Origin of the sequence: Enterococcus sp. AZ140, assembly GCF_051714405.1 — a bacterium.
Classification (GTDB): Bacteria; Bacillota; Bacilli; order Lactobacillales; family Enterococcaceae; genus Enterococcus_B; species Enterococcus_B pernyi.
This window is the reverse complement of sequence record NZ_JBIORU010000001.1, coordinates 1,161,685-1,185,796: the sequence shown is the minus strand read 5'-3', so window position 1 is coordinate 1,185,796 and position 24,112 is coordinate 1,161,685. Positions and strand designations below refer to the sequence as shown.

Annotated in this window: 19 protein-coding genes; 3 read left to right on the top strand and 16 right to left on the bottom strand. The window is 37.4% G+C overall.

The window, feature by feature from the left end:
- Positions 1-337: 337 nt before the first annotated feature.
- The 5 genes from IGJ39_RS05615 to IGJ39_RS05595 all read right to left on the bottom strand — a co-directional run bounded on the left by IGJ39_RS05615 (position 338) and on the right by IGJ39_RS05595 (position 6,865).
- Positions 338-1,810, bottom strand: coding sequence for a helix-turn-helix domain-containing protein (locus tag IGJ39_RS05615; RefSeq protein ID WP_065096555.1), 1,473 nt, complete (start codon positions 1,808-1,810; stop codon positions 338-340).
- A gap of 331 nt (positions 1,811-2,141) precedes the next feature.
- Entirely contained in the window at positions 2,142-3,626 is a 1,485-nt protein-coding gene (locus IGJ39_RS05610; RefSeq protein WP_019723587.1) for a helix-turn-helix domain-containing protein, read from the bottom strand.
- Between the two features lie 410 nt (positions 3,627-4,036).
- Complete coding sequence (locus tag IGJ39_RS05605) at positions 4,037-4,984, bottom strand: ABC transporter ATP-binding protein (protein ID WP_438764285.1); 948 nt, start codon at positions 4,982-4,984, stop codon at positions 4,037-4,039.
- Positions 4,981-6,519, bottom strand: coding sequence for an ABC transporter permease/substrate-binding protein (locus tag IGJ39_RS05600; RefSeq protein ID WP_019723585.1), 1,539 nt, complete (start codon positions 6,517-6,519; stop codon positions 4,981-4,983). Before IGJ39_RS05600 ends, IGJ39_RS05605 begins: the two co-directional genes overlap by 4 nt.
- Before the next feature lie 130 nt (positions 6,520-6,649).
- Positions 6,650-6,865, bottom strand: coding sequence for a hypothetical protein (locus IGJ39_RS05595; protein WP_010735720.1), 216 nt, complete (start codon positions 6,863-6,865; stop codon positions 6,650-6,652).
- A 510-nt stretch (positions 6,866-7,375) separates the two neighbouring features.
- Here IGJ39_RS05595 and IGJ39_RS05590 point away from each other — a divergent pair.
- Positions 7,376-8,041: a YitT family protein gene (locus tag IGJ39_RS05590; protein ID WP_010735721.1), complete on the top strand. Its 666-nt coding sequence runs from the start codon at positions 7,376-7,378 to the stop codon at positions 8,039-8,041.
- 133 nt (positions 8,042-8,174) lie between these two features.
- Here the strand turns inward: IGJ39_RS05590 and IGJ39_RS05585 are convergent, their stop codons facing one another.
- The 5 genes from IGJ39_RS05585 to IGJ39_RS05565 form a co-directional block, all read right to left on the bottom strand.
- Positions 8,175-9,203 carry a zinc-binding alcohol dehydrogenase family protein gene (locus IGJ39_RS05585; RefSeq protein ID WP_438764283.1) on the bottom strand — a complete coding sequence of 343 codons (1,029 nt, stop codon included), beginning with the start codon at positions 9,201-9,203 and terminating at the stop codon, positions 8,175-8,177.
- A gap of 172 nt (positions 9,204-9,375) precedes the next feature.
- Positions 9,376-10,068: a hypothetical protein gene (locus tag IGJ39_RS05580; protein ID WP_019724129.1), complete on the bottom strand. Its 693-nt coding sequence runs from the start codon at positions 10,066-10,068 to the stop codon at positions 9,376-9,378.
- 62 nt (positions 10,069-10,130) lie between these two features.
- The gene (locus IGJ39_RS05575; protein WP_010735724.1) at positions 10,131-11,099 is read right to left on the bottom strand and encodes a LacI family DNA-binding transcriptional regulator; all 969 of its coding nucleotides are present in this window, start codon (positions 11,097-11,099) and stop codon (positions 10,131-10,133) included.
- 157 nt (positions 11,100-11,256) lie between these two features.
- Positions 11,257-12,018 (bottom strand): alpha/beta fold hydrolase, encoded by a 762-nt coding sequence (locus tag IGJ39_RS05570; RefSeq protein WP_019724128.1) that lies wholly within the window; start codon positions 12,016-12,018, stop codon positions 11,257-11,259.
- An 8-nt stretch (positions 12,019-12,026) separates the two neighbouring features.
- A complete protein-coding gene (locus tag IGJ39_RS05565; protein ID WP_019724127.1) occupies positions 12,027-12,413 on the bottom strand; it encodes a hypothetical protein in 387 nt (128 codons plus the stop codon).
- 137 nt (positions 12,414-12,550) lie between these two features.
- On the opposite strand from IGJ39_RS05565, the gene IGJ39_RS05560 reads away from it, so the two are divergent.
- A complete protein-coding gene (locus IGJ39_RS05560) occupies positions 12,551-13,099 on the top strand; it encodes a DUF2179 domain-containing protein (protein WP_019724126.1) in 549 nt (182 codons plus the stop codon).
- 138 nt (positions 13,100-13,237) lie between these two features.
- Positions 13,238-13,849 (top strand): hypothetical protein, encoded by a 612-nt coding sequence (locus IGJ39_RS05555; protein WP_019724125.1) that lies wholly within the window; start codon positions 13,238-13,240, stop codon positions 13,847-13,849.
- A gap of 163 nt (positions 13,850-14,012) precedes the next feature.
- Here the strand turns inward: IGJ39_RS05555 and IGJ39_RS05550 are convergent, their stop codons facing one another.
- The 6 genes from IGJ39_RS05550 to parE form a co-directional block, all read right to left on the bottom strand.
- Positions 14,013-14,864 carry a DUF1803 domain-containing protein gene (locus tag IGJ39_RS05550; protein WP_195339327.1) on the bottom strand — a complete coding sequence of 284 codons (852 nt, stop codon included), beginning with the start codon at positions 14,862-14,864 and terminating at the stop codon, positions 14,013-14,015.
- Positions 14,865-14,962: 98 nt separating this feature from the next.
- Entirely contained in the window at positions 14,963-15,889 is a 927-nt protein-coding gene (locus IGJ39_RS05545; protein WP_019724232.1) for a manganese-dependent inorganic pyrophosphatase, read from the bottom strand.
- 84 nt (positions 15,890-15,973) lie between these two features.
- A complete protein-coding gene (pflA, locus tag IGJ39_RS05540) occupies positions 15,974-16,735 on the bottom strand; it encodes a pyruvate formate-lyase-activating protein (protein ID WP_019724233.1) in 762 nt (253 codons plus the stop codon).
- Positions 16,736-16,932: 197 nt separating this feature from the next.
- Positions 16,933-19,164: a formate C-acetyltransferase gene (pflB, locus tag IGJ39_RS05535; RefSeq protein WP_066025377.1), complete on the bottom strand. Its 2,232-nt coding sequence runs from the start codon at positions 19,162-19,164 to the stop codon at positions 16,933-16,935.
- A gap of 272 nt (positions 19,165-19,436) precedes the next feature.
- Complete coding sequence (gene parC / locus IGJ39_RS05530; protein ID WP_019724203.1) at positions 19,437-21,887, bottom strand: DNA topoisomerase IV subunit A; 2,451 nt, start codon at positions 21,885-21,887, stop codon at positions 19,437-19,439.
- 11 nt (positions 21,888-21,898) lie between these two features.
- Positions 21,899-23,944: a DNA topoisomerase IV subunit B gene (parE, locus tag IGJ39_RS05525; protein ID WP_065096566.1), complete on the bottom strand. Its 2,046-nt coding sequence runs from the start codon at positions 23,942-23,944 to the stop codon at positions 21,899-21,901.
- Between the last annotated feature and the right edge of the window lie 168 nt (positions 23,945-24,112).

Here is a 24,112-nt window from a genome sequence, read left to right as displayed (position 1 = left end):
ACACGATTCCCACAAAACAATTATCCTTAAAAAACCAGCACTTTTAAAACCAAGTTTTACCGCCAGTTTGGTAAATAAAATAAGAATATATAGTTATTTATTTTAGTAACAAATACAAACCAGACTTACAATAATTGACCAATACCCCATATATAACAGTGATAAAATAGCATTATAGAGTCCATATGAAACCAAGAAAAAATAAATAACATATTATTTTAACCAATCAGTTTGAACTTTTCTTAATAATTCCCACCAAAAGAAATAATTGAGCGATATATCGCGGAATCGAATAAACTATCCTGAAACAATTGCCAACTGATTTTTGTATAGTCGATCAAATCTCAGCAAGTTCATCCACTTTGATGTGATAGTACTCGACCAATTTATCAATGATCGCTTCATCTAAATAGTTAGAAATACCAAGAGTAGGCACTTCAAAATAGTCATTGGAATAGATATCTGTCAGAAGACAATCAAACTTTTTTAAATAATCATTTTGTATTTTTGTCGCAGGGTTGAGAATCTCTATATTGATATTGTGTCGAAAATAAAATTTGATTTCCTCTTTGAGCATACGCATATGATCATAAGAACTATCTAATAATAGTGCGACATGGAGTTTTATCTTTTGCTTCCGTACTTGTACCCATAGATCTGACCAGGAAGTCAACAACTTGAAGACGGATTGATGGATCATTTCATCTAGATAGCTATGAAATGCAGATCCTAATGTCTGATAAATCTCAAAAAATCGGTCTTCAAGATCTTTCACTAGTGTGGGACTATCTCTTTTTACGTTTTGAAAAAATTCTTGTTTCTTATTATGTAAAATATAGGTGGGTCTTACCATATTCATAGTTGTCCAATAAATATCATGAATCAATTGATCACGATTCTCACAAACTATACCGAACTTATTCTCTAAATATTCAATTACTTGATTTAGTTTATTTTTTTGATTTACTGCATCAACTTGGACATTTAAATATTGTAATCGTAAAGTCGGATGAATCGGTTGATAAAACTCATAGAAAAGTTGTTGGAGGTTTTCTTCTCTTAAACTGACGGCAAAATTTTCATTGATACGTCCTAAAAGTTCTGTTTCATTTGCGAAATGTTGGAAAATGAACGGTACATTCCTTGAGATCAACTGATAATCTTGCTTCAAACGAACAAAACAAATAAATAAATGAAATTTCATATTTCCTAAAAATAAATGATTGTCATTATTGACTAATGCCCAGATCGTATTCTCTTTTACAAATACTTCGATGATATCCGTGATCAGAGAGATATCATCGCCTTTCATTAAATTCTCAGGTAAATTATATTTTTCTGCAAAAAAAGCAGAAAAAAAATCTCTAATATTCCCTTCATTACCTACAATATCGAGATGATTATTGATTTTAAATTCATATTTACTGATGACTTGATTGATTCGATTAATAATACGTGATACTTGTGTTTCAGATATGTATAAACTATCACTTAGATCGTCTTTTGAACTTACTCTTCTAAAAAATAGTGTCTCAAGTAAGGTATATTCCAAACTTTTACTCAAAATTTTTGAATAGATGAATGCTTTGGGTGTTTTCAGATTTTTCTTTAGCAATACTCCTGATCTAAAGGAGGTTTCAATTGTCAGCGGTGCAATCATCTCATTGATTTGTGAAAGATCATTTCGAGTTGTTTTTTCTGAGCTTTCGATCATTTCGGCTAATTCAGCTGTCGTCATCCACTGAGTATCCCATAATATTTCCAAAATCTTCAACTGACGTTTCAAACGTCCATCTAAGATTTCTCTCATTTCGTTTCCACCTCTCCAAACAAAAAATATTGAACGTCTACATTATTTTTAACATAGTGATTTATCTAAAAATAATCTCAATCTACCGACTGCTTGGTAAAATAACGTTAGAACTTATAGGTAAATGTATTGAAAATGTCAATAATTCTATCATTCAAAAAATTGGTATAGTTTAAAAAAATTAAGGTGCTCTCATTTTTTCAGTGATCATTCGATTGATAACCATTTCCAAAACAGATATTTATCAATGATTTTTTGCATTTTTATTAATTAAGAACAAGAAAAGATATGCCAGTATAGGCATATCTAATAAATTGGATTATTAAACAGATTACATCACAAGTTCTTTTCTAAATAACTTGATACTTTCTTTTCTATTTATAATAAAAGTATGTAATTTGTGAATGAACTCATTATCGAAATAATGTGGGATGCCAATCACCCTCGGTTGTTCGATGGACCCTCGGATTGTACAAACATCTGTCAACACACAGTCATATTTTTCTAATTTTACTTGGCTGAACAGATCAAATGGTGACAAGATATCAACGGAGTACGTACTTCTGAAATGCATTTCGATTTCTTCCTTCAACATACGCAAATGACCAATGGGAACATCCAAGATCAATGCAGCCTTGATCTGATGGGTCTTTTTCATCTCGATCCTAAAATCAGACCACTGTGTAACCAAACTATAGATCGATTGATACACCATATTTTTCTTATCAAACGGTTTAAGTTCAAGTTCTTCATATATTTCTGCAAAACACTCTCTTAATTCAAACATGATTGTTTGATTTTCACCCATTAATTCTAAAACAAATTCTTCAATCACATTGTTCAATATGAAAGTCGGTCCAGTGATTCGATAACTACTCCATAAAATGTCTGCAATCAATGTATCACTATGGGAACACTCGATATTAAATCGTTGAGATAAATCTTTGATCAGTCGTTCAATTTTACTATGTAAGGATGATTGAAACATACCAAACTGTTGGCAAGCTCCGGTCACTTTAAAAGGTTCGCAATAGTTGGCAAATAAATTGTATAATATGTCTTCATTCAGTTCAATTTCAAAAGATTCTTTACATCTACGTTTTAATTCTTCGTCATTCAAAATGGTTTTGTAGTTAAAAACAGTTGCTTTTTTTTCTATAAAAGCGCCTTGCTTGCATCGATATAGCGCAGCTAGTACTTTTAAATGTATTTTATTTAATAAAAAATGATGTTGGTCATTCGCTTCAATGATCGTTATGTTTTCCTCATAAAAACATTGGATCAATCGATCGATCAGGTCAAACTCTTCTTTTAAAAGAAGCGTTTCCGCAGAAAGATATTTTTCATACATCAAACTAGCAAATAATTTACGAATATTTATCTCTGAACCTTCAATCGTCAATTCATGACTGATCTGTATTGAAAATTTTTCTAAAACTGAATTTAGCTTGGCCAACAAGCGGTTCAACTGTGTCTCTGAGATAAACAAGCAATCACATAACTCACCTTTAGAAAGCTTTGGATTGATAAAAATTTCTTCGATGATCTGACATTCGATGCAGTTTTGCAAAAACAAAGAATAAAGATGTGTTTTTGAGACCCCAAGTGTTTTATCCAAGAAAACCCCGTGTTTAAAAGATGTTTCAATTTTAAGCGGTTTGATTATTTCATTTAAATGTTTGATATCCGTTCGTATCGTCTTTTCGACTCCCCCGATGACTTGGACAATTTTCGATACGGTCAACCATTCATTCTCCCATAGCAATTCTAATAATGCTAATTGCCTTGTACTTTGTTTATTTAATATTCCTTTCATTTTACTCCCCCAAATCTAATAAAAAAGCACAGTAATAAACAAAAAAATAACACCCCGTCTGTGATTTTTCCATTTTTTTCTTATATGATTATTCAATTTTCATTTAGATTTATCATTGAAATAAGATTTCAACAAAAATATATGTACTATTACTTAATCATAATTTTAAAATATAAATCGTCTTATGTCTATAAGAAAAATGAAGATAACATGAGATATTTTTAATTTACAGTTAAATAATATTTGTAATAATAAATGATCGAATAAAAGCATCCGAAAATCAACGCCTTTATTCAATCATTTCTTTATTTGTTATTCTAATATTTTTTTAAATAACTTTTATTGAACCACTACTTCTTTGTGTCTAGTTATCTAAATAAGTCAGGGTTCACCTGTCTAAAACATCCAAATCAACTCTGTTTCCCACTTAGAAATGCAAAGACATGTTCTCTGGAGATCGATCCAATCGGAATTTCTTGTTTATAGATGTTGACTGTTTCGACTGCTTCTAGTTGAGCAAATAATTGTTTTAGTGGTGTATCAAGCTGAACCACTCTTCGTTGTTCAGTGATCTCTTTCTCAAAAAAGCCAGCAAGTACAAGTTGTTCAGCTGTCTGATCTTTTTCTTGGATCGATTCCTCGAAGAAACTACGTACAAAGTCATTCTTAGGATGCATCAATAATTGTTCTGGTGTATCACATTGGATCAATGCCCCTTCTTTCATCACAGCGATGCGATCCCCTAGTTTAATTGCTTCCTCCATATTATGGGTAACAAAAACAATCGTCGTACCTAATTCTTTATGAAGTGATAAAACAAGCTCCTGCAAGGAAGTTCTTGATAGAGGGTCCAACGCACTGAAAGGCTCATCCATCAAGATCACTTCAGGATTGGCTGCTAACGCCCGAATGATCCCTACACGCTGTTGTTCTCCTCCAGACAATTCTTGTGGCATTCGATCACGATAGATATCAGGATCTAAACCAACTTTTGCCAGTAACTGATCCGAAGTCTCGGATCGTTTCTGTTTTTCCCAGCCTAACATTTCAGGGATCACTTCGATATTCTGTTTGACAGTCATCGTTGGAAATAATGCAATCTGTTGCAAGACATATCCCATTTGCCAACGCATTTTTTGCAAGTTATAGTCCTTTAATGATTTACCTTTGAAATATACCTCACCGACACTTGGTAAAGAGAGTCCATTGATCATTTTTAGTGAAGTTGTCTTTCCACTTCCCGAAGGACCTACCAATACAAAGATCTCTCCCTCATTGATCGAAAGGTCTAATTGTCTAATTGCATACTTGTCATTAAAGGTTTTTTGGACGTTTTTAAATTCAATCAGTTCGGTCAATTGTTACCCTCCTTCACTAAACCTTGGTCAACCAAAAATTGTCGTGCCACTTCAGCTGGTTGTTTTTTCTCGACATTTACTTGGTAATTCATCGTTTGCATCTGTTCTTCCGTTATTTTGCCGCTAAGTTTCTCTAAAGCTGCCACGACTTCTGGATGATCATTGGCAAAATCTTCATTCATCAATGGTGCGCCTTGGTAGGTAGGGAACAAGCCTCGGTCATCTTCTAGGACGACTAAATCGTATTGTTTCAGTTCACTGTCGGTAGAATAGGCATCAACTACATTGACATCACCATTATTTATTGCTTGGTAACGCAAACTAGGTTCCATGCTTTGGACACTCGGAAAATCTAACTGATAAAGTTCCTGTATCCCCTTGTACCCATCCGCACGGTCGATAAATTCTAACGTGAACCCTGCCTTCATTTGATTCTCGATTTTAGCTAAATCAGAAATTGATTTTAATTGGTGCTCATCCGCAAAGTCACGTTTAACAGCAAGAGCATATGTGTTTTGATAAGCCATCGGACTTAAAAGTGTCATTGAGAACTGTTCATTTAACAGTCTATTGGCCTCGTGATACGTTTCTTCTTTTGTTAATTTTTGGTCCTTGATTGATTCTGGAACTGTAACCAAACTCTCTAATACTGTTCCAGTAAACTCAGGATAAATATCAATTTGTTTGTTTTCTAAAGCGCTGAATAGAAAACTGGTTTTACCGAAATTCGGTTTTAATTCGACTTCCGCCTCGGTTTCTTCTTCAATCAATCCTTTGTACATCTGGATCAATATATCTGGTTCTGCACCAAGCTTACCGGCAATCGTGATTTTCTCTTGTTTCAAGAAACCAGTTTGATAAATGGAAGCACCTGCGACTAAAGTCAAAATCAAGCCTAAAGTGATCATCGTATAACGAGGTTTCAAGTGTTGTAATAGACGGATCAAGCTACTGAAAACAATAGCTAACAAGGCGGAGCTGATTGCGCCGATCAAAGTTAAAACAGGTGTATTCCGATCGATCCCTAGTAAGATAAATGTTCCTAGCCCGCCAGCACCGATCAAGGCTGCTAATGTTGCTGTACCAATGATCAATACTAACGCAGTACGGATACCTGAGATAATGACAGGCAGCGCGATGGGTAATTCTACTTTGATCAATCTTCGAAAACGAGACATCCCAAAAGCAACTGCTGCTTCTTCGATTGATGGATCGATTTCTGCTAATCCTATATAAGTGCTTTGAAATATCGGTAATAAGGCGTATAAGATCAAGGCGATCAACGCCGGTAAAGTGCCGATCCCTACAAATGGAATCAATAATCCTAAAAGTGCAAGTGAGGGAATAGTTTGCAGCACACTCGTTACTTGTAACAAAAATTCTGCCATTCTTTTATGGTTGACTGCCCAAATAGCAAGTGGGATCGCAATCACTGCGGCAATCAATAATGCAATCAATGAAATAGATAAGTGCTGAAATGTTGCTGCGAATAACTCTTCTTTTCTCTCACTGAGCGTTTCGATAAACGTATTCATATGACCTTCCTTTCTGTTCTCCTTTAAGTATAAACATAGCGAAGTAAATCCCCAACTAAGTTGTTTTAAAAAAAAACTTGCAATCGACTAGATGGTGAGAAGTGATTGCAAGTTTTGTTTTTGTATTTAGTTATTTTGAATCGTACGTAGCTCTATGTTGATAGAAGGTTTCTTCATACCTGCGTTTTCGTTCATTTTGTCGATACTTTTTTTCATCCCACATCACAAACCATAATACAAACGAAGGTAAAAAAATCAATAATGCTGTTTGTAACCCATAATTACCTATAATAATTCCAAAAAATAAAATCAACAACATCGCACCAAAACGTCTCATTGATTGCATCTCTGATCACCTCTATTATTTTATACCGAACGATTGTTCGCTCTTTTATTATACGAACAATTGTTCTCGTTGTAAAGGAGAAGTTGGAATTTTGAACAAAAAAAAACAGCCAGTAACTTTTAAAATCTCGTGGGGGAGATACTTGTTTACTGGCTTGTTCAATAATTATTATACTTTAAGTTGTGTGTCAGTGACCAAAAAAGTAAAAATCGGTTGTTTTAACATCATAATCGTTAAATTTAATAAAATAATTTATGTTTTTTTATATTTAAATACATTTTTTTATTTATCACACTATTTTATTCACTATTTTTTTATCCCTAAATTATGCAATACATATTTTTACATAGAATCATTTTTGATTTAAAAGATTGTTTTACAAGGAATGATTGACCAAAATTAAATACACTTCATTATGTATATTTTTTTCTATTTACCTATTGAATTTATAGAGCCATTCAGTGTAATATAAAGATTGCTGAAAATTTTCAAAAAGAAAAGAGGTTAGAGATGAAACAAGTAAAATTTTTATTAGACTTATGTGGAATTATTTTTGGGGCTGCTCTTTATGGATTAGCGGTAACCGGAATCAATCTCCCTTCAAAATTAGCTGACGGTGGTGTCACAGGAATTGCTCTTTTACTTAATCATTTATTTGGCTTTGCGCCTTCCATCACCTCACTGATTATAAATTTACCTTTATTGCTGATTTCCTTGTTTATTTTTGGAAAACATGCATTTATTCGAACGATCGTCGGAACATTTTCTCTGGTCTTCTTCTTGCATGTATGGGAAAATTTAAATGTCCACTTTGCTGTTGGAAATCTTTTAGTGAATAGTCTAATGACTGGCATTCTTTCGGGAATCGGTTGTGGCTTAGTTTTTCGTTTTGGGGGCAGCACTGGCGGCACCGATATCGTTTATCAAGCAATTGAAAAATATTATCATGTGAATATCGGGAAAAGTCTATTTGTTATCACGTTTGGGATTTTAGTTGTGTCTTTGTTGTATTTGGATTTTACGCATTTTGCCTATACTCTTTTGAGTTGCTCAATTTTATCTTATACATTGAATAAAGTGAAGTACTTCCGCTTCGCTAATCCTTTCAAAAAAATCACAGCTCCATCCCCAACAGTCAATCAATTAGAACCTGTGGAAGATTCATATATAGATTGAACTCTTACCATAAAAAGCAACTGAGGTCGGAACAGAAGTGTTTATTTCTCGCCGTTTATCTGGTTTTAGATAGTGCGAGAGAAACCATGTTCCAGCCACAGTTGCTTTTTTATAGTCATTCTTACTACTTGTCTTATCGAGCCATTTTTCCACCGGTGGATTTGAACCCACCTGACAAAACGACTTTGCCTTGCTGGCTACCTTCCTTCACCAACTTCATCGCTTGTTCAAGGGAAGCTCGGGTGATACCATCTGAGTAAACAGTTGTTACGTGGCTATGAAGTTTATTTTCTTCAAATAACTTTGTCAATGTCTCTAGGATTGTGCCTTGTGTTGCGATTTCTTTATTATGATCGGTTTTCGTGAAAACATACTCCCAATGGAAGCTGATTGAATCATTTTTATATTCATTCCAATCGATTTTCGCTTGTGTATTGACGATCATTCCGATATGCCCTAAAGGTTGAATGATATTTTTTATTTCTGGTAGATAGGCTTCAATATCATACAACACTGCGATATAGTCAACACCATCGCTCCCAGCTAATTTTAATTGGTCATAGATAGAATGATGGTAATCGATCGGAACATCTACGCCATTTTTTTCAAGCCATCCAAAATTTTGCGGACTAGCAGTTGCATACACTTTCATACCCGTCCACTTCGCTAGTTGCGTCATGATCGAACCAACGCCACCTCCTCCATTGATCACCAAAAGCTCTTTCCCTTCATTTGCTTTTTCTTGAGGAACTAACTGAAATTTTTCAAATAGCAATTCATAGGCAGTGAGTGCAGTCAATGGAATCCCTGCAGCAGCTTCGTCGCTAAGATTCTTAGGAGCTTTTGCAGCGATCCGTGCATCAACGATTTGATACTCTTGTTGACTCCCTTCGCGTTGAGTCGTTCCTGCATAATAGACACGGTCATTCAGCTCAACCCCTTTTACAGCCGCGCCCATTTCCCGTACATAACCCACACTATCATAGCCGAGCACAGTGAATGTTTCTTCTTTGACGATTTCTCTTCGCTTCGTATCTATAGGATTGATTGAAAGTGCTACAACTTCGATCAATAAGTCGTGTTCGCCAGGTTTTGGTACCATCGTATCTTCTTCAATCAATTGCGGATAAGGGGTCTCATAAGTAAAACCAAACCTTTTCATTGATGAGGGTCTATTTATCATTTTTCTGTTCCTTTCTACTGCAATAATATAGTCGGTCAAAAAAAAGCTGTTCCGCTCCAACACCCAGACATTTTTTCACAAGTCCTGCTTGTTTCTTATGTGTCTGAATGTTTGAAGGAACAACTTTTTCTCATACTTGAGCAGTCACTACTTATTGGAAATAACCATTGCCTTTCAAGGAATTACCTTGGTCATTGATCAGGCCTTCCAACGAACGATCTAATACTCCATGAGTTTTCTTACTTGAACTTTTCTCTTGGTTCATTGTTACACCTTGTTTTCCATCATAGGGTGTATTTTCTGTTTCAAATAAAAGATACGCATTCTTTTCTTTTTTGATCGAAGCGAGCAATTCTTCTTCAGAGATTTTATTTTTCTTCGGATCAGGAATGATCGAAGCGGGTACGTACTTAGGTACAAAATAAGAACGTTCTCTTCCCGAACGATTGAATACACTTCGTGATTGGCTTGTTTTTTCTTGTGTTGATCTTTGCTCTGAAGGGCTGGCATGACGAGTATAGCCAAAATTCGTCTGACTGTTTCGTTTGGTTTGTGTTTTTTTACTCTGCCTATAGTCTGGCAAATTTTGTTTATGTTTTGCTAGATTTGCTTTTTGTGTTGAAGCATGCCGAACATTGACTGTCGAATGAGGATTTTTTTCATTTTTTGAATAATCCTCAAAATGAAATTCATTGATTTGCTCGAACAATGGTTTGTCGCTTGTATCGGTCATCAGATCATCTTGTCCGTCAAACAGCACACGCCTATTTTCATTTTTTAACTTTACACCTATGTGATCATCGTATGCAGGAAAGCGAAAATGTTTTCGTTTGATTTCTGTCATGTAAACCATCCTTTTTCAGTGGACTTTCTCTTATAATAGCACAAATCGTCTATTTTCTATAGCTAAGCGTTAGTCTTATTTAACTTTCTTGTCGTTTCACGAATGATCAATTCTGGGAAAAAGTGACGGTATCCTTGACTTGCTCCTTTTTCAGTAATTTTCTTTAATAACATTTCGCCGCACACTTCCCCCATACGAATGATGTCTTGTTTAACGGTAGTCAGTTTTGGGGAACTGATTTGATCAAGAAATACGCCATCAAAACCAATAACGCCAAATTGATCGGGTAACTGTCCGCCAACTTGTGTGATGCCACGAACGATACCAAGCGCTAAACGATCAGAACTGCAAACAAAACACGTTTTATCTGAAAATTCGTCCCAATGTTCTGTGATATATTTTTCTGGTGTGGTGGAGTGATTATCAAAACGCAGCATTTTCGGAGTTAGCCCAGCCTCTTCCATCACTTTTAGATAGCCCGCTTCTCTAGATAGTTCAAAAGGTTCTGCTTCATCAATGCCGATATAAACAACCGTTTGATAACCAACTTCTAAGGCATATTGTGTCGCTTTGGCGGTTCCATATTGATTATCGCTATCAACATAATCATAGCCCATACGATTTTCACCAAATAGCACGACTGGCTTTTCTAGACGATTGATCCAATCAAAATCTCTTTGACGCACGCCAGTGATGATATAACCATCGCAGGAGCCAACGTCAAAAGCATCGTTGGTCACTAATTGCAAGGAATAGTGCTCTTTACCAATCCTTTTAGCAATCCCCATGAGTAGATTCATATAATAGGGCTCCGTGGTATCGATTTCCTCAAGAATAAACAACTTGATGATCTGTGAACGGTTCGAAACTAACGCTTTTGCTGCAATATTTGGACGATAATCCAATTCAGCCATGGCTGTAAAAACTAGTTCCTTTAGCTCATCAGTGACTTGTTCTGGATGATTGATCACCCGAGAAACCGTCATTTTTGAGACATTTGCTCGTTTAGCTACATCTGCCAATGTTGGCATAAAATCTCCCCTTCCATGCCTAATTCCATAACTATAGTCATTATAGCAAAGATTTGTGCTAAAAAAGAGCAACTCTCAAGTAGTTCTGAAAAAAAAATCTATCAAAGAAAAAAATTTCTCTTTGATAGACGTTTTATTTATTTAGACCTCTTACTTACTATATAGACACAGCCATCATTTGGCTCAAAAAATCCGCTGCTTCATCCATCAATGGGACTTCTACCATGTGACGTTTTTCCGAAGAAGCACGAAAGACGATTCCCTTACCATAAGACTTATCTTGGTTTTTTTCGACAAATTTAGACACTTGTCGAAAAGGAATCTTTTCATCTTTTTCACCATGCCAGAAAAATAAAGGACGACCTGCTAATTTTTCTGGGTGTAAAGATAGATCATAATGGTTGACCCAAGAAATCAAATCAAAGTAGTCAACGGGCAACTTGTACTGGAATTCTTGTGCTCTAAGTGAGATTTCTTGACCATATTCAAGTGGTGATGGTGATCCCATCAAACAAATTCCGCCAGTGATTTCTGGGTGTTTGGCTAGCAATGCACAAGTGGTCATTCCACCCATTGACACACCACCCACAGCTAATTTATCTGAAAGAAGTTCACGTTTTTTTAGATGTTCGATCAATGTATCAAACTCGAATAGATTCCCGTAGATACTACTCCAAAAAGTAAAGGAAGGAATTTTTGAAACGGGTTGTTTACGCTCGCCATGATTCATCGCATCTGGAAGCAAAACTCGCATCCCTTTTTTAGCCATTTTTCTACCTTGAGTCAATACAAGCTCCTTGCTTGTCTGCCAACCATGATAGTAGATCACTACTGGGATTTTCTCTGTCTTCAACTCTTTTTGGACAACTTCTAATACGGGTATGTTTTTGATGGTTCGTTTCAAAATAATTGGATTCACTGATTGATTCACCTGATTTTCATTAGATTGGTTGACCGTAAAGACAACCATAAACTTAGCATGACTTGTACAAGGCATAGTAGCCCAAATGTAATAGTATAAAAATCCATCCTTTTAACAAAGAATAACATGGCCAATATTCCTATGGTTCCTAATCCTATGGATAAGGCTGGGGAAATCGACATTTTAAAGAAGCTAGCCACACTACCAAAAATATTACCAATAAACACCATTAGAAAAAGAAAAATACTTAATATTACCCCATCAGTTAGTGAGATTGGGAATAACAAGGAATTCGCTTCAATGGGTTGTTGGATCGCATGGGTCCCTAAATACATACTAAGAAAAATACTACATATATGACTGACTCCAATGACCCTGTTCATTCGCTTCATCGCGCTCACCTGACTCTCTTTATAATTCTATTATAATCATTTTATCATTTTTTTAAAGTAATAAACGTTTATTCTTTTCTTTAATCGCATTATTTCTGATATGATGAACATAGACGCTACTGAAAGGAGTTCTTATTATGTTCGATCCAAAAATGTTAGCGATGATCTTTTTCATCAATTTCGCTTACATCACATTAAATACCCTACGCTTTATGTTGACCATGAAAGGCTATCGCTACATTGCTCCATTAGTTAGTATGGTTGAGATCACTATTTATATCGTTGGTTTATCGCTGGTTTTAGACCGCTTAGATAATCCATTGAATTTGTTCGTTTATGCGTTAGGCTATGCTGTTGGTATCAGTGTTGGGATTGCCATTGAGGATAAATTAGCACTAGGATATATCATGGTAACGACGATCCTACCAGCAAATACTTCAGAGGATAAAAATTTGCCGATCATTCTTCGACAAAATGGGTTTGGAGTGACTCAAACGTCAGCAACTGGTTTAGAAGGTGAACGGTTAGTCCTAGAGATTTTATCTCCACGTAAAAGTGAACGTGAGCTTTATCGCTTGATCAAAGAAGTTGAAGAACGCGCTTTTATTATCTCCTACGAACCAAAATATATTTCTGGCGGATTCTGGACAAAGAAAGTGCGCAAACGTCGAAGCAATGTGAAATGAATATTCACAAAACAGACGATGATTCGATGAATTTATTTCATCCGACCATCGTCTATTTATTTGTTTTATTAAAAACCATCGACAATTCCTCATCATTTTGTTATTATATTGTATATCATTAAATTTATGGGAGTACTTATGGAAATACAACAAAAAACAACGACCTATCTACATTGGGGATCTGTTTTTGCCGTTTTGAATGCTTTACTTTTTTTCTTTTATGCTTATTTTAAGACTTCAAGCATCCCATGCAATTCATTTGGCTGGTTATTGCTTGACCATTCCGAGCTGAATCAATCGACTGACAACCCAACCTTCTTGATTCTTTCTACTTTCTGCGGCCTTATCTTCTCGTTATGTTTCGCCGCCTATTTTGCTAAAAAAAAGATGAATACATTTAATGAAGTAAATGTTATTTTCGTGATACTGAAATCACTGAACCTTTTAACAGCTATGCTCTATACGGTTAATCAAGATTCACTTTTTTTCTTCATTATTAACGGTTTAGTTGTGATTTTAACGATATTTACTTTCTTTATTTTTTCATTGATCACCAAGCAATTAAGAATGCCGATGGTCATACAAACCAGCACCTTTTTCTGTTTTTGCTATAGTCTCGTAGCACTATTCATCCTAGCCTTTGCGCCATCGATCAATTCTGCCAATATCCAAATCACTAGTAATATTCTAGATATCTTGTTTATTGGGAATTTGGCTTATATGATGTGGCATTTTCGTCAAGCAGCATGATCCCAATGAGATCTGGACAGGAGTGTTTAGTCTCGAAAAATCAGGCAGCATCCACAAAAATTATTTTCTAATTTTTGTGGATGCTGCCTGATTTTTCGAAGTAGTTCTTTCTGTTCTCACTTTTTCCGGTTTTAGTCGGTGGGGTCCCCAACAATTGTCGAGGTCATATTTTCTTGATATAAGAATAAGATTTTAAATCCAATTGCCGCATGACTTCGACCAACGCTTGTTCTTTAATAAAGGCGGCTCGCATTGGTGTTTCCGTTGAAGGTTCATATTTTTGTAGCAATGCGTCATTCCTATCCTCTGTTACAGGCAAGAGCAATTGATATTGCTCCTGTTGGACGACAACCCCCGCTAATAATAAGGCATCTAAAAAAATCGACTCACGGCGTTTTTTGTATTTGTTTTCACAAATTCGTTCGATAATCACTTCTATTTGGTCAAAAAAATAGGTTTCATTCACATCGCCAATCAACTGCCCTAGAGCCTGAAATTCCTCAGATAGTGGGGTTTGCTGTTTTTGGAGATGGAAATACGTTGGTAAAGAAACCACGTTCTCTCCTTGGTTGAGCGTTACAAAGCGATAGTTCTCATTTCCTGCTTCCAACCGCACAATCGTAGGAACTGAAAAAGTAGTGGCATAAAAATAAGCAGACGTTGTTTCATGGCAGAAATCCCAAATTTCTTCTGATAAGAAGAGATTTCTGCGGTGTTCCGGTTGTTTCATTAATTCATTGATCAATTCTTTAGTCAGTTGATTGATCTCTGTTTGGAAATCTCCTTGGTCATAGACCGGAAAAGCACAGCGGTAACGGCGATTTTCTCGGATGATCAAGCCACTATCGATCATTTGATCAAGAAAGTGTACCATTTTCTTTTGGGGAAATGCTTTCTTTAGTTGGCGTAAAATGACCTCTTGTGAGCCTTGTTCGATCAAATAGTCGATCATTGGTTGGAAGAGCGGATGCTCAATTAGTTTTCGTTCGTTCTCTAAAGAATAAAAATATTGCATATCTGTTTACCTGCTTTCTATGTGACACCTTGAATGAAAAAAGCGGGAGGTCCCAGTCAACTGGTTACACTCCCACTCCCTTCTTCCAATCTCATTGCCTAATTGAAAACTTCTGTTAATTGAGGTACCACTTGTTTTTTACGTGAAACGACCCCTTGTAAAAATGCGCGATTGTTTTCTAACTTCACGCCAAAAGCTTGTTCAACTTGTTCTTTTCTTTCGCCAGCAATCAATAATTCTGAGTTACTGTTCAAGATGTCTGTTACAACAAGAACAAAAAGATCATACCCATTCGTCGCGATCTCTGTTTGCATAGCAGTTTCAAGTTCAGCTTGACGATCCATTACTTCATTTAGATCAACTGTATTGACTTGAGCGATACGAACACTTGCTTCACCCATAGGGAAACTTTTCGCATCTAGATCAAGTAATACTTCTGCTGGTTTATCACTTAGATTTGTACCTGCTTTCAACATGTCTAAACCATACGCTTCTAAGTCTACACCAGAGATTTCAACTAGCTCTTTTGCAGCCAATTGATCTGCTTCTGTTGAAGTTGGTGATTTGAACAACAATGTATCTGAAATGATTGCTGATAACATGATTCCAGCGATTTCTTTCGGAATCTCAATTTGATTTTCTTTAAATAATTTTAGAATGATCGTACTTGTACAACCCACTGGTTCAGCACGATAATACAATGGATTCGCTGTTTCAAAGTTGGCGATACGATGATGGTCAACTACTGCTAGAATCGTAGCTTCCGCAATATCTACCACGCTTTGTTGGAATTCATTATGATCGACAAGCATGACATCTGCTTGTTCCTCTTTGATCGATGTGATCACTCGAGGCGCCTCTAATTTGAAGTAATCTAGTGCAAATTGTGTTTCTTCACTTGGCGTGCCTAAAGCGACAGGCTCAGCGTTTACTCCTAATTGATTTTGCAAATATGAAAATGCAATCGCTGCTCCAATTGCATCTGTATCAGGATTTTGATGACCAAAAACTAAAACTTTTGACATTTGACTCGCTCCTTTTTGTTTTCTCCTATTCAATAATAGCAAAAAAACGGAAAGAAGCAATACTTATCTTCCTTCCGTTCGCGTCTATCTAGTTAAATACTTTGTATAATCTTCGATATGAAGAAGACGTTTTGCATTTTCTACTCGTTCTTTTGTCGGTGGTTCGATTCCTTCTAATGGATACGTCAAACCAAGCGTTTCCCATTTGTATTTACCCATTGTATGATAAGGAAGGATTTCCACACGATCGACATTTTCAAGTGTTTTGATGAATGCATCAAGGCGGATCAAATACTCATCATAATCACTACGTTCTGGGACTAACACATGACGAATCCAGACAGGTTTCTTGATATCTGAAAGATACTGAGCCATTTCTAAAATATTTTCATTGCCCCAATGAGTTAATTTTTTATGTGCTTCGTTATCGATGTGTTTGATATCGAATAACAGTAAGTCCGTATAGTTCATCAACTCTTCAAAACGAGAAAAGAAAGGCTCATCATGGCTAAATGGTTTTCCACATGTGTCGATTGTTGTATGAATGCCACGTTCTTTCGCCTTTTGGAATAATTCGATCAGGAAATCGATCTGCAATAAAGGTTCACCACCACTGATCGTGATCCCTCCTTGTTTCCCCCAATAAGAACGGTAACGTTCTGCTTGGTCTAAAATTGCATCTGCGGTATATTCTTTTCCTCCACCAATATTCCAGGTGTCGGGGTTATGACAAAATTCACAACGCATGCGACAACCTTGCATGAAGACGACAAAGCGAACGCCTGGTCCATCTACAGACCCAAATGTTTCAATCGAATGGACATAGCCTTTTGTTTGTTCTTCCATTTTAATCACTTCTTTTCTTTAGTTTCTTTCGTTATGAGCCACGGACAATGTTGCGACTTCTCAACACGCTGTGAAGAGGAGATCTATCTGTTTGCCTCTAACACGCTATATATCCTTTTTTACATATAGTTGTAAAAAAGGAAGACAAAAGCTCATGCGGAACTTTTGCCTTTCCTTTTTACACTGCATTGATTGTCTTACATTCTGTCGTGTGACGTTCTCATTAATACGTCTAATTGTTGTTCTCTTGTCAAGTCACGGAATTTAACCGCATATCCAGAAACACGGATCGTTAAGTTTGGATATTTCATTGGGTTTTCCATGGCATCACGCAATAAGTCATTACTGAATACGTTCACGTTCAAGTGGTATGCTCCTCTTGAGAAGTAACCATCTAAGACGTTACGTAAGTTGTCGATTCTTGTTTCTTCATCTTTCCCTAAACCAGAAGGGTTGATTGTTTGTGTATTAGAGATACCATCACGAGCGTGTGCATAGTTGAATTTCGCAGTTGAGTTCAAGCTTGCAAGCAACCCATTTTGTTCTGCTTGATAGCTTGGGTTTGCACCAGGTGCTAAAGGTTTACCAGCTTCACGTCCGTCAGGTGTATTCCCTGTATTTTTTCCGTAAACGACATTTGATGTGATCGTTAATAATGAAGTTGTCGGAGTCGAATTACGGTAAGTTTTATGACGTTTGATTTGACCCATGAAGTATTCTAAGATCCATTCAGCGATCTCATCGGCACGGTCATCGTCATTACCATATTTAGGGAAGTCACCAGTTACTTCAAAGTCAACTGTGATCCCTTTGTCATTACGGATTGGTTTAACTTGTGCATATTTGATTGCAGATAAGCTATCTGCCGCATGAGAGATACCTGCGATACCTGTCGCAAATGTACGTTTCAAGTCAGTATCCATGACAGCTAATTGTGCTGCTTCATAAGAATATTTGTCGTGCATATAGTGGATGATGTTTAGCGTATTGACATAAAGCTCAGCTAACCAGTCCATGATGTTCATGAAGTTGTGTTTTACTTCTTCAAAGTCTAATGTGTCGCTTGTGATCGGACGATACTCAGGACCTACTTGTGCGCCTGTCATTTCATCCACACCACCATTGATCGCGTATAACAAAGCCTTAGCTAAGTTTGCGCGAGCACCGAAGAATTGCATATCTTTACCAACAACCGTTCCAGATACACAACACGCAATCGCACAGTCATCTGAACCCCATTGTTCACGAAGCAAGTTATCATTTTCAAATTGGATCGAAGAACTTTCGATCGCAATTTTACTTGCATACGTTCTAAAGCCTTCTGGTAAGTTTTCTGAGTATAAAACAGTCAAGTTTGGTTCTGGTGAAGGTCCCATATTTGTCAATGTGTGCAACATACGGAAATCATTTTTTGTGACTAATGAACGTCCGTCTAAGCCCATACCAGCGATTGATAAGGTTGCCCAGATCGGGAAGCCAGAGAACAATTGGTTGTATTCAGGCGTACGTGCAAATTTCACCATACGTAATTTCATTACTAAATGGTCGATCAATTCTTGTGCTTCTTTTTCAGTGATCACACCGTTGTCTAAATCACGTTGGATATAAATGTCTAAGAATGCAGAGATACGTCCGATCGACATAGCTGCACCATTTTGAGATTTGATTGCTGCTAGATAACCAAAGTATAACCATTGAACGGCTTCTTTTGCGTTTGCAGCTGGTTTTGAAATGTCATACCCATATTTTGCAGCCATTTCTTTCATTTGAGCTAATGCACGATATTGTTCTGAGATTTCTTCACGAAGACGGATGACCTCTTCACTCATCGTATGGTAGCCTGTATTGTCATGGTCTTTTTTCTTTTGAGCCATCAAATAGTCGATTCCGTATAATGCGATACGACGGTAGTCACCGATGATGCGGCCACGTCCGTAAGCGTCAGGAAGTCCAGTGATGATCTTGTTTTTACGTGCAGCACGCATTTCTGCAGTATAAGCATCGAATACACCTTGGTTATGTGTTTTTCTCCAGTCTGTGAAAATGTGTGTTAACTCTTCTTTTGGCTCATAGCCGTTACTTGTTAACGCATGATTCGCCATGTTGATGCCACCAAATGGCATGAATGCTTGTTTCAAAGGAGTTTCAGTTTGCAGACCGACGATTTGTTCTAAATCTTTGTCTAGGTATCCTGCTTCGTGGGAAGTGATTGTTGATACGACATCTGTATCCATGTCATATACACCATTACGTTCAAATTGGATATCATTCAATTTTTGTAATTTTTCCCACAAATTTTCTGTTGCTTCAGTGGGTTTTTCTAAAAAGCTGTCATCACCGCGGTATTCTGTATAGTTGTTTTGGATAAAGTCACGTGTATCCACGCCTTCTTTCCACTTAGTTCCTTTAAATCCATTCCATTGTTCCATCGTATGGACCTCCCGTTTCTGTTTTATGTAACAGTTTTTACGTGATAAGTATAACACATGTTGCCTCCAATGCAAGGGTTTTCTTGTTTTTTTTTTAACAAATAAAGCGAATATAAAATAATAGTAGTTATTAAAGCTGATATATAGGCATTTATCTATTGTGAATCTATTCATATTTTGTTTGTGCAAGTCTTAATTTTATGTTAATAAATAAAAATAGCTGGCAACTGTAATAATACAGTTGCCAGCTATTCCATAAAAAACTATAACAGTTATTCCTTGATATCCATCGTTGGAGAATCAATCACCATTTGTACTTCTCCGCCTTTTTTCTCATCTAAAACAAATGAACCGTTAGACGTACGATCACCAATTGGATAATCCGTCGGATCGATTGGTAATTCTTGTCCTTTTTGATTGATCAACGTCATCGTTTTGGCATGCCCCTCTGACATATAGATCACTCGATGTGGTTGTTTCTTCAATTCTCGCAATACACTCACACCTCGTTTGGCACGAGAAGTCTGACTGATTTCTTGTGCAAGCATTCGTTTTACTGCCCCACGCTGGCTGACGATAACGATAGGCGTATCTCCTTCTGCTAAGACAAGTAAACCATTAACGACATAATCTTCTTCTTTCAAATTGATCGATTTGACACCTGCAGCCTTCGTTCCAACAACTGGCACTTCAGTCAACGGATAGCGTAGGCCCATTCCTTGATGCGTAACAAGGAAAACATCACGATCTGTTTGTTCTTTTTCAAGATAGACAGCCACTAATTCATCTTCACTGGCTTTTAGCTTCATGCCACTCAATGGACGACTCTTATACGTACGCCATGGTTCAAAATCTGTCATCCGCGTCTGTTTGATCAAGCCGTTTTTACTGATAAATACAAATGTTTTTTCGGAATCGATTTTCTGATAGGGGAATACCGCTAAAATGGATTCATCAACAGCTAGATTCACTATCGTTTGTGAGATATGCTCACCGGCATCTTTCCATTTCAAATCTGGTAGTTCGTGAACTGGTCGATAGATCACATTGGCTTTATTGGTGACCAGTAACAAATGATCTAACGTATTCAGTTCCCCAGCATATAGAAGATAATCTCCTTCACGCATCCCGATTTCTTCTGGTTTTGATGCACTATAGGAACGAAGGCTTGTTCGTTTCACATAGCCTTCACGTGTGACACTGACAATGACATCCTCTTGCGCAACTAATACTTGTGTATCGATTTTGATTTCTTCGATTTCATCTTCGATCATCGTCAAGCGAGAAGAAGCATATTTCTTCTTGACTTCACGTAGTTCTTTTTTCATGACAGAAAATAATTCTTTATCGTTTGAAAGGATTTTATTTAATTCAGTGATCAGAGCAATCAATTCTTGCGATTCACGGCGTAGTTCGGTAATGTCTGTATTCGTCAAACGATAAAGCTGTAACGTAACGATGGCTTCAGCTTGTTCTTCTGTAAATTGGAACATTTGGACTAAATTGTGCTTCGCATCTTTTTTATCTTTACTCTCACGGATCGTTGCAATGACTTCATCTAAAATCGATAGAGCTTTCATCAGCCCTTCAACGATATGCTGTCTTCTTTGCGCTTTCTCCAAGTCAAACTGACTACGTTTGGTGATCACTTGTTTGCGGTGCTCGATGTAACTACTTAAAATATCCTTCAACCCTACTTGATGAGGGGTCATATGATCGATTGCCACCATATTGAAGTTGTAGTTGATCTGTAATTCGGTATTCTTGAATAAATAATTCAAGATTCCTTGAGCGTTAGCGTCTTTTTTCAATTCCACAACGATCTGTAGACCCGTACGATCACTTTCGTCACGAACTTCTGCGATCCCATCGATTTTCTTGTTCAAGCGTATCTCATCCATTTTTTTGACAAGAGTCGCTTTGTTCACTTCGTAAGGAATCTCAGTGATCACGATTTGTTGCTTGTTTCCTTTGATGGATTCGATCGCCGTTTTTGAGCGTAGGATCACTTTCCCACGACCAGTTTCATAAGCTTTCTTGATTTCATCTTTTCCTTGTAAAATGCCCCCAGTTGGAAAATCAGGACCTGGAATGAATTCCATCAATTTGTCTAAGCTGGCTTGTGGATGGTCGATCATATAGACCGTTCCATCAATAACTTCCGCAAGATTGTGCGTTGGTATCTCAGTAGCATAGCCCGCAGAGATACCGGTTGATCCATTGACTAATAGATTGGGGTATCTCGCTGGTAATACAGTCGGCTCTTTTTCAGTGTCATCAAAGTTCCACACAAGGTCGACCGTATTTTTTTCGATATCAGCAAGCATCTCACCACTCAATTTCGATAAGCGTGCTTCTGTATAACGCATTGCTGCTGGTGGGTCTCCGTCCATACTTCCGTTGTTTCCGTGCATTTCTACGAGTACTTCTCGTAGTTTCCAATCTTGGCTCATACGAACCATTGCATCATAGATACTGCTGTCACCATGAGGATGATAATTACCCATGATATTCCCGACGGATTTAGCTGATTTACGGAATCCTTTATCAAACGTATTGCCGTCTTTGTTCATCGCAAATAAAATACGACGTTGAACGGGTTTCAGACCATCACGGATATCCGGCAAAGCACGTTCTTGAATAATGTATTTCGAGTAACGTCCGAAGCGGTCACCCATCACTTCTTCTAACGTTAATTCTTGGATTTCTTGACGTTCTTCCATTAGGTGACCTCCTATTCTACCTCTACTGATTGTTCATTTTTGTTTTCTTCTGCGCGTTCTTCTTCTAATAGGTCATTAGAAACAGACGCGGAAGTCTCAGTTTCTTCTTTTTTGTCTAGAATACTACGTTCTTCTTCTAAGCTGAATTGGACATGGTTTTCGATCCATTTACGACGTGGTTCGACTTTATCCCCCATCAAGGTGGTTACGCGTCGCTCTGCTTGCGCAGCATCATCGATCCTCACCCGGATCAAGGTCCGAGAGGTTGGGTCCATCGTCGTTTCCCATAACTGCTCCGCATTCATCTCCCCAAGACCTTTGTACCGTTGCAACATATAGCCTTTACCGACAGTCTTAATGACTGCAGCTAATTCGTCATCGGTCCAAGCATACTCGACTACTTGTTTTTTCCCTTGGCCTTTAGATACTTTATATAGCGGCGGCAAAGCAATGTAAACTTTCCCTGCTTCGATCAATGGTTTCATATAGCGATAGAAAAATGTCAACAATAAGACTTGGATATGGGCACCATCGGTATCCGCATCGGTCATGATGATGATCTTGTCATAGTTGCAATCTTCAAGTGAAAATTCAGGGCCTACGCCGGCACCGATCGTATAGATCATCGTATTGATTTCTTCATTTTTTAAGATATCTTGCATTTTTGCTTTTTCGGTATTGATGACTTTTCCTCGAAGTGGCAATATCGCTTGGAATTTCCGATCTCTCCCTTGTTTGGCTGATCCACCGGCTGAATCTCCTTCGACAAGATACAATTCATTTTTCTTAGGGTTTCTCGATTGTGCAGGTGTTAATTTTCCAGAAAGTAATGATTCGCCCTTTTTACGTTTTTTCCCATTACGGCTTTCTTCTCTGGCTTTACGAGCGGCTTCCCTTGCTTCTCTCGCTTTGATTGCTTTACGGATCAGCATTTGGCTCATTTCGCTATTTTCTTGCAAGTAGAAGCCCATTTGTTCGCTCATGACATTATCAACGACGGAACGAGCAATCGGTGTACCTAGTTTTTCTTTCGTTTGTCCTTCAAATTGTAGCAAATGTTCAGGTACCCGGATCGACAAGACTGTCGCAAGTCCTTCACGGAAGTCAGTACCTTCTAGGTTCTTATCTCGTTCTTTCAACAAGCCTACTTTACGGGCATATTCATTGTAGGCTTTGGTCATTGCTGTTTTCATGCCGACTTCATGTGTCCCACCATCTTTTGTTCGCACGTTGTTAACAAACGACAGGACATTTTCAGAATAGCCATCATTATACTGATAGGCCACTTCTACTTCGATTCCTTCTTTTTCACCAGAGAAATAGACTACTGGCGTCAACGTATCTTTTTCTTCATTTAAATACGCAACGAATTCTTTGATTCCTTCTTCGTAATGAAAGACTTCTTGAACTGTTTCGTCACCTCTTAGATCTGTCAAAGTGATTTTTACACCTTTTAACAGAAATGCAGATTCTCTTAAACGTTCAGATAACGTATCATAGGAAAATTTCGTGGTTGAGAAAATACTATCATCTGGTAAGAAATGAACAGACGTCCCATTGGCTTTCTTCGTTTTGCCAATTTTTTTCAACGTTCCGTCTGGTTTTCCACCTTGTTTGAATGTTTGTTGGTATTCGATACCATCTCGGACGATCGTCACTGTTAGCCATTTAGATAAAGCATTGACAACACTGGCACCTACACCATGAAGTCCACCAGAAGTTTTATATCCTCCTTGGCCAAATTTACCGCCGGCATGTAGCACAGTGAAAATAACTTCGACCGTTGGGATACCTGAAGCATGCATGCCAACAGGCATACCACGTCCACTATCCGTAACAGTCACACTGTTATCCTCGTGAATCGTCACAGCGATTTCATTTCCGTAGCCTGATAAAGCTTCATCTACGGCATTATCAACGATTTCATAGACTAAATGATGCAAGCCTCGGCTATCAGTCGACCCGATATACATCCCTGGTCGTTTTCTTACTGCTTCTAATCCTTCAAGAACTTGGATCGAGGCATCATTGTATTCATTTTTAATTTTTTTTGCCAAGGCAAACGCTCCTTCAATAATACTTGCGATATAACCGCACCACGCTTATCATACTAGAAAAGTCCTCAAAAAAAAAGAGGGAAGGTCAGAATTACAAGAAACAACCAACTCTCCCGCTTTTTTCTTTCTTTTCTCTCAGCTTGTCAGTGGTAACGATCACTTACTCTT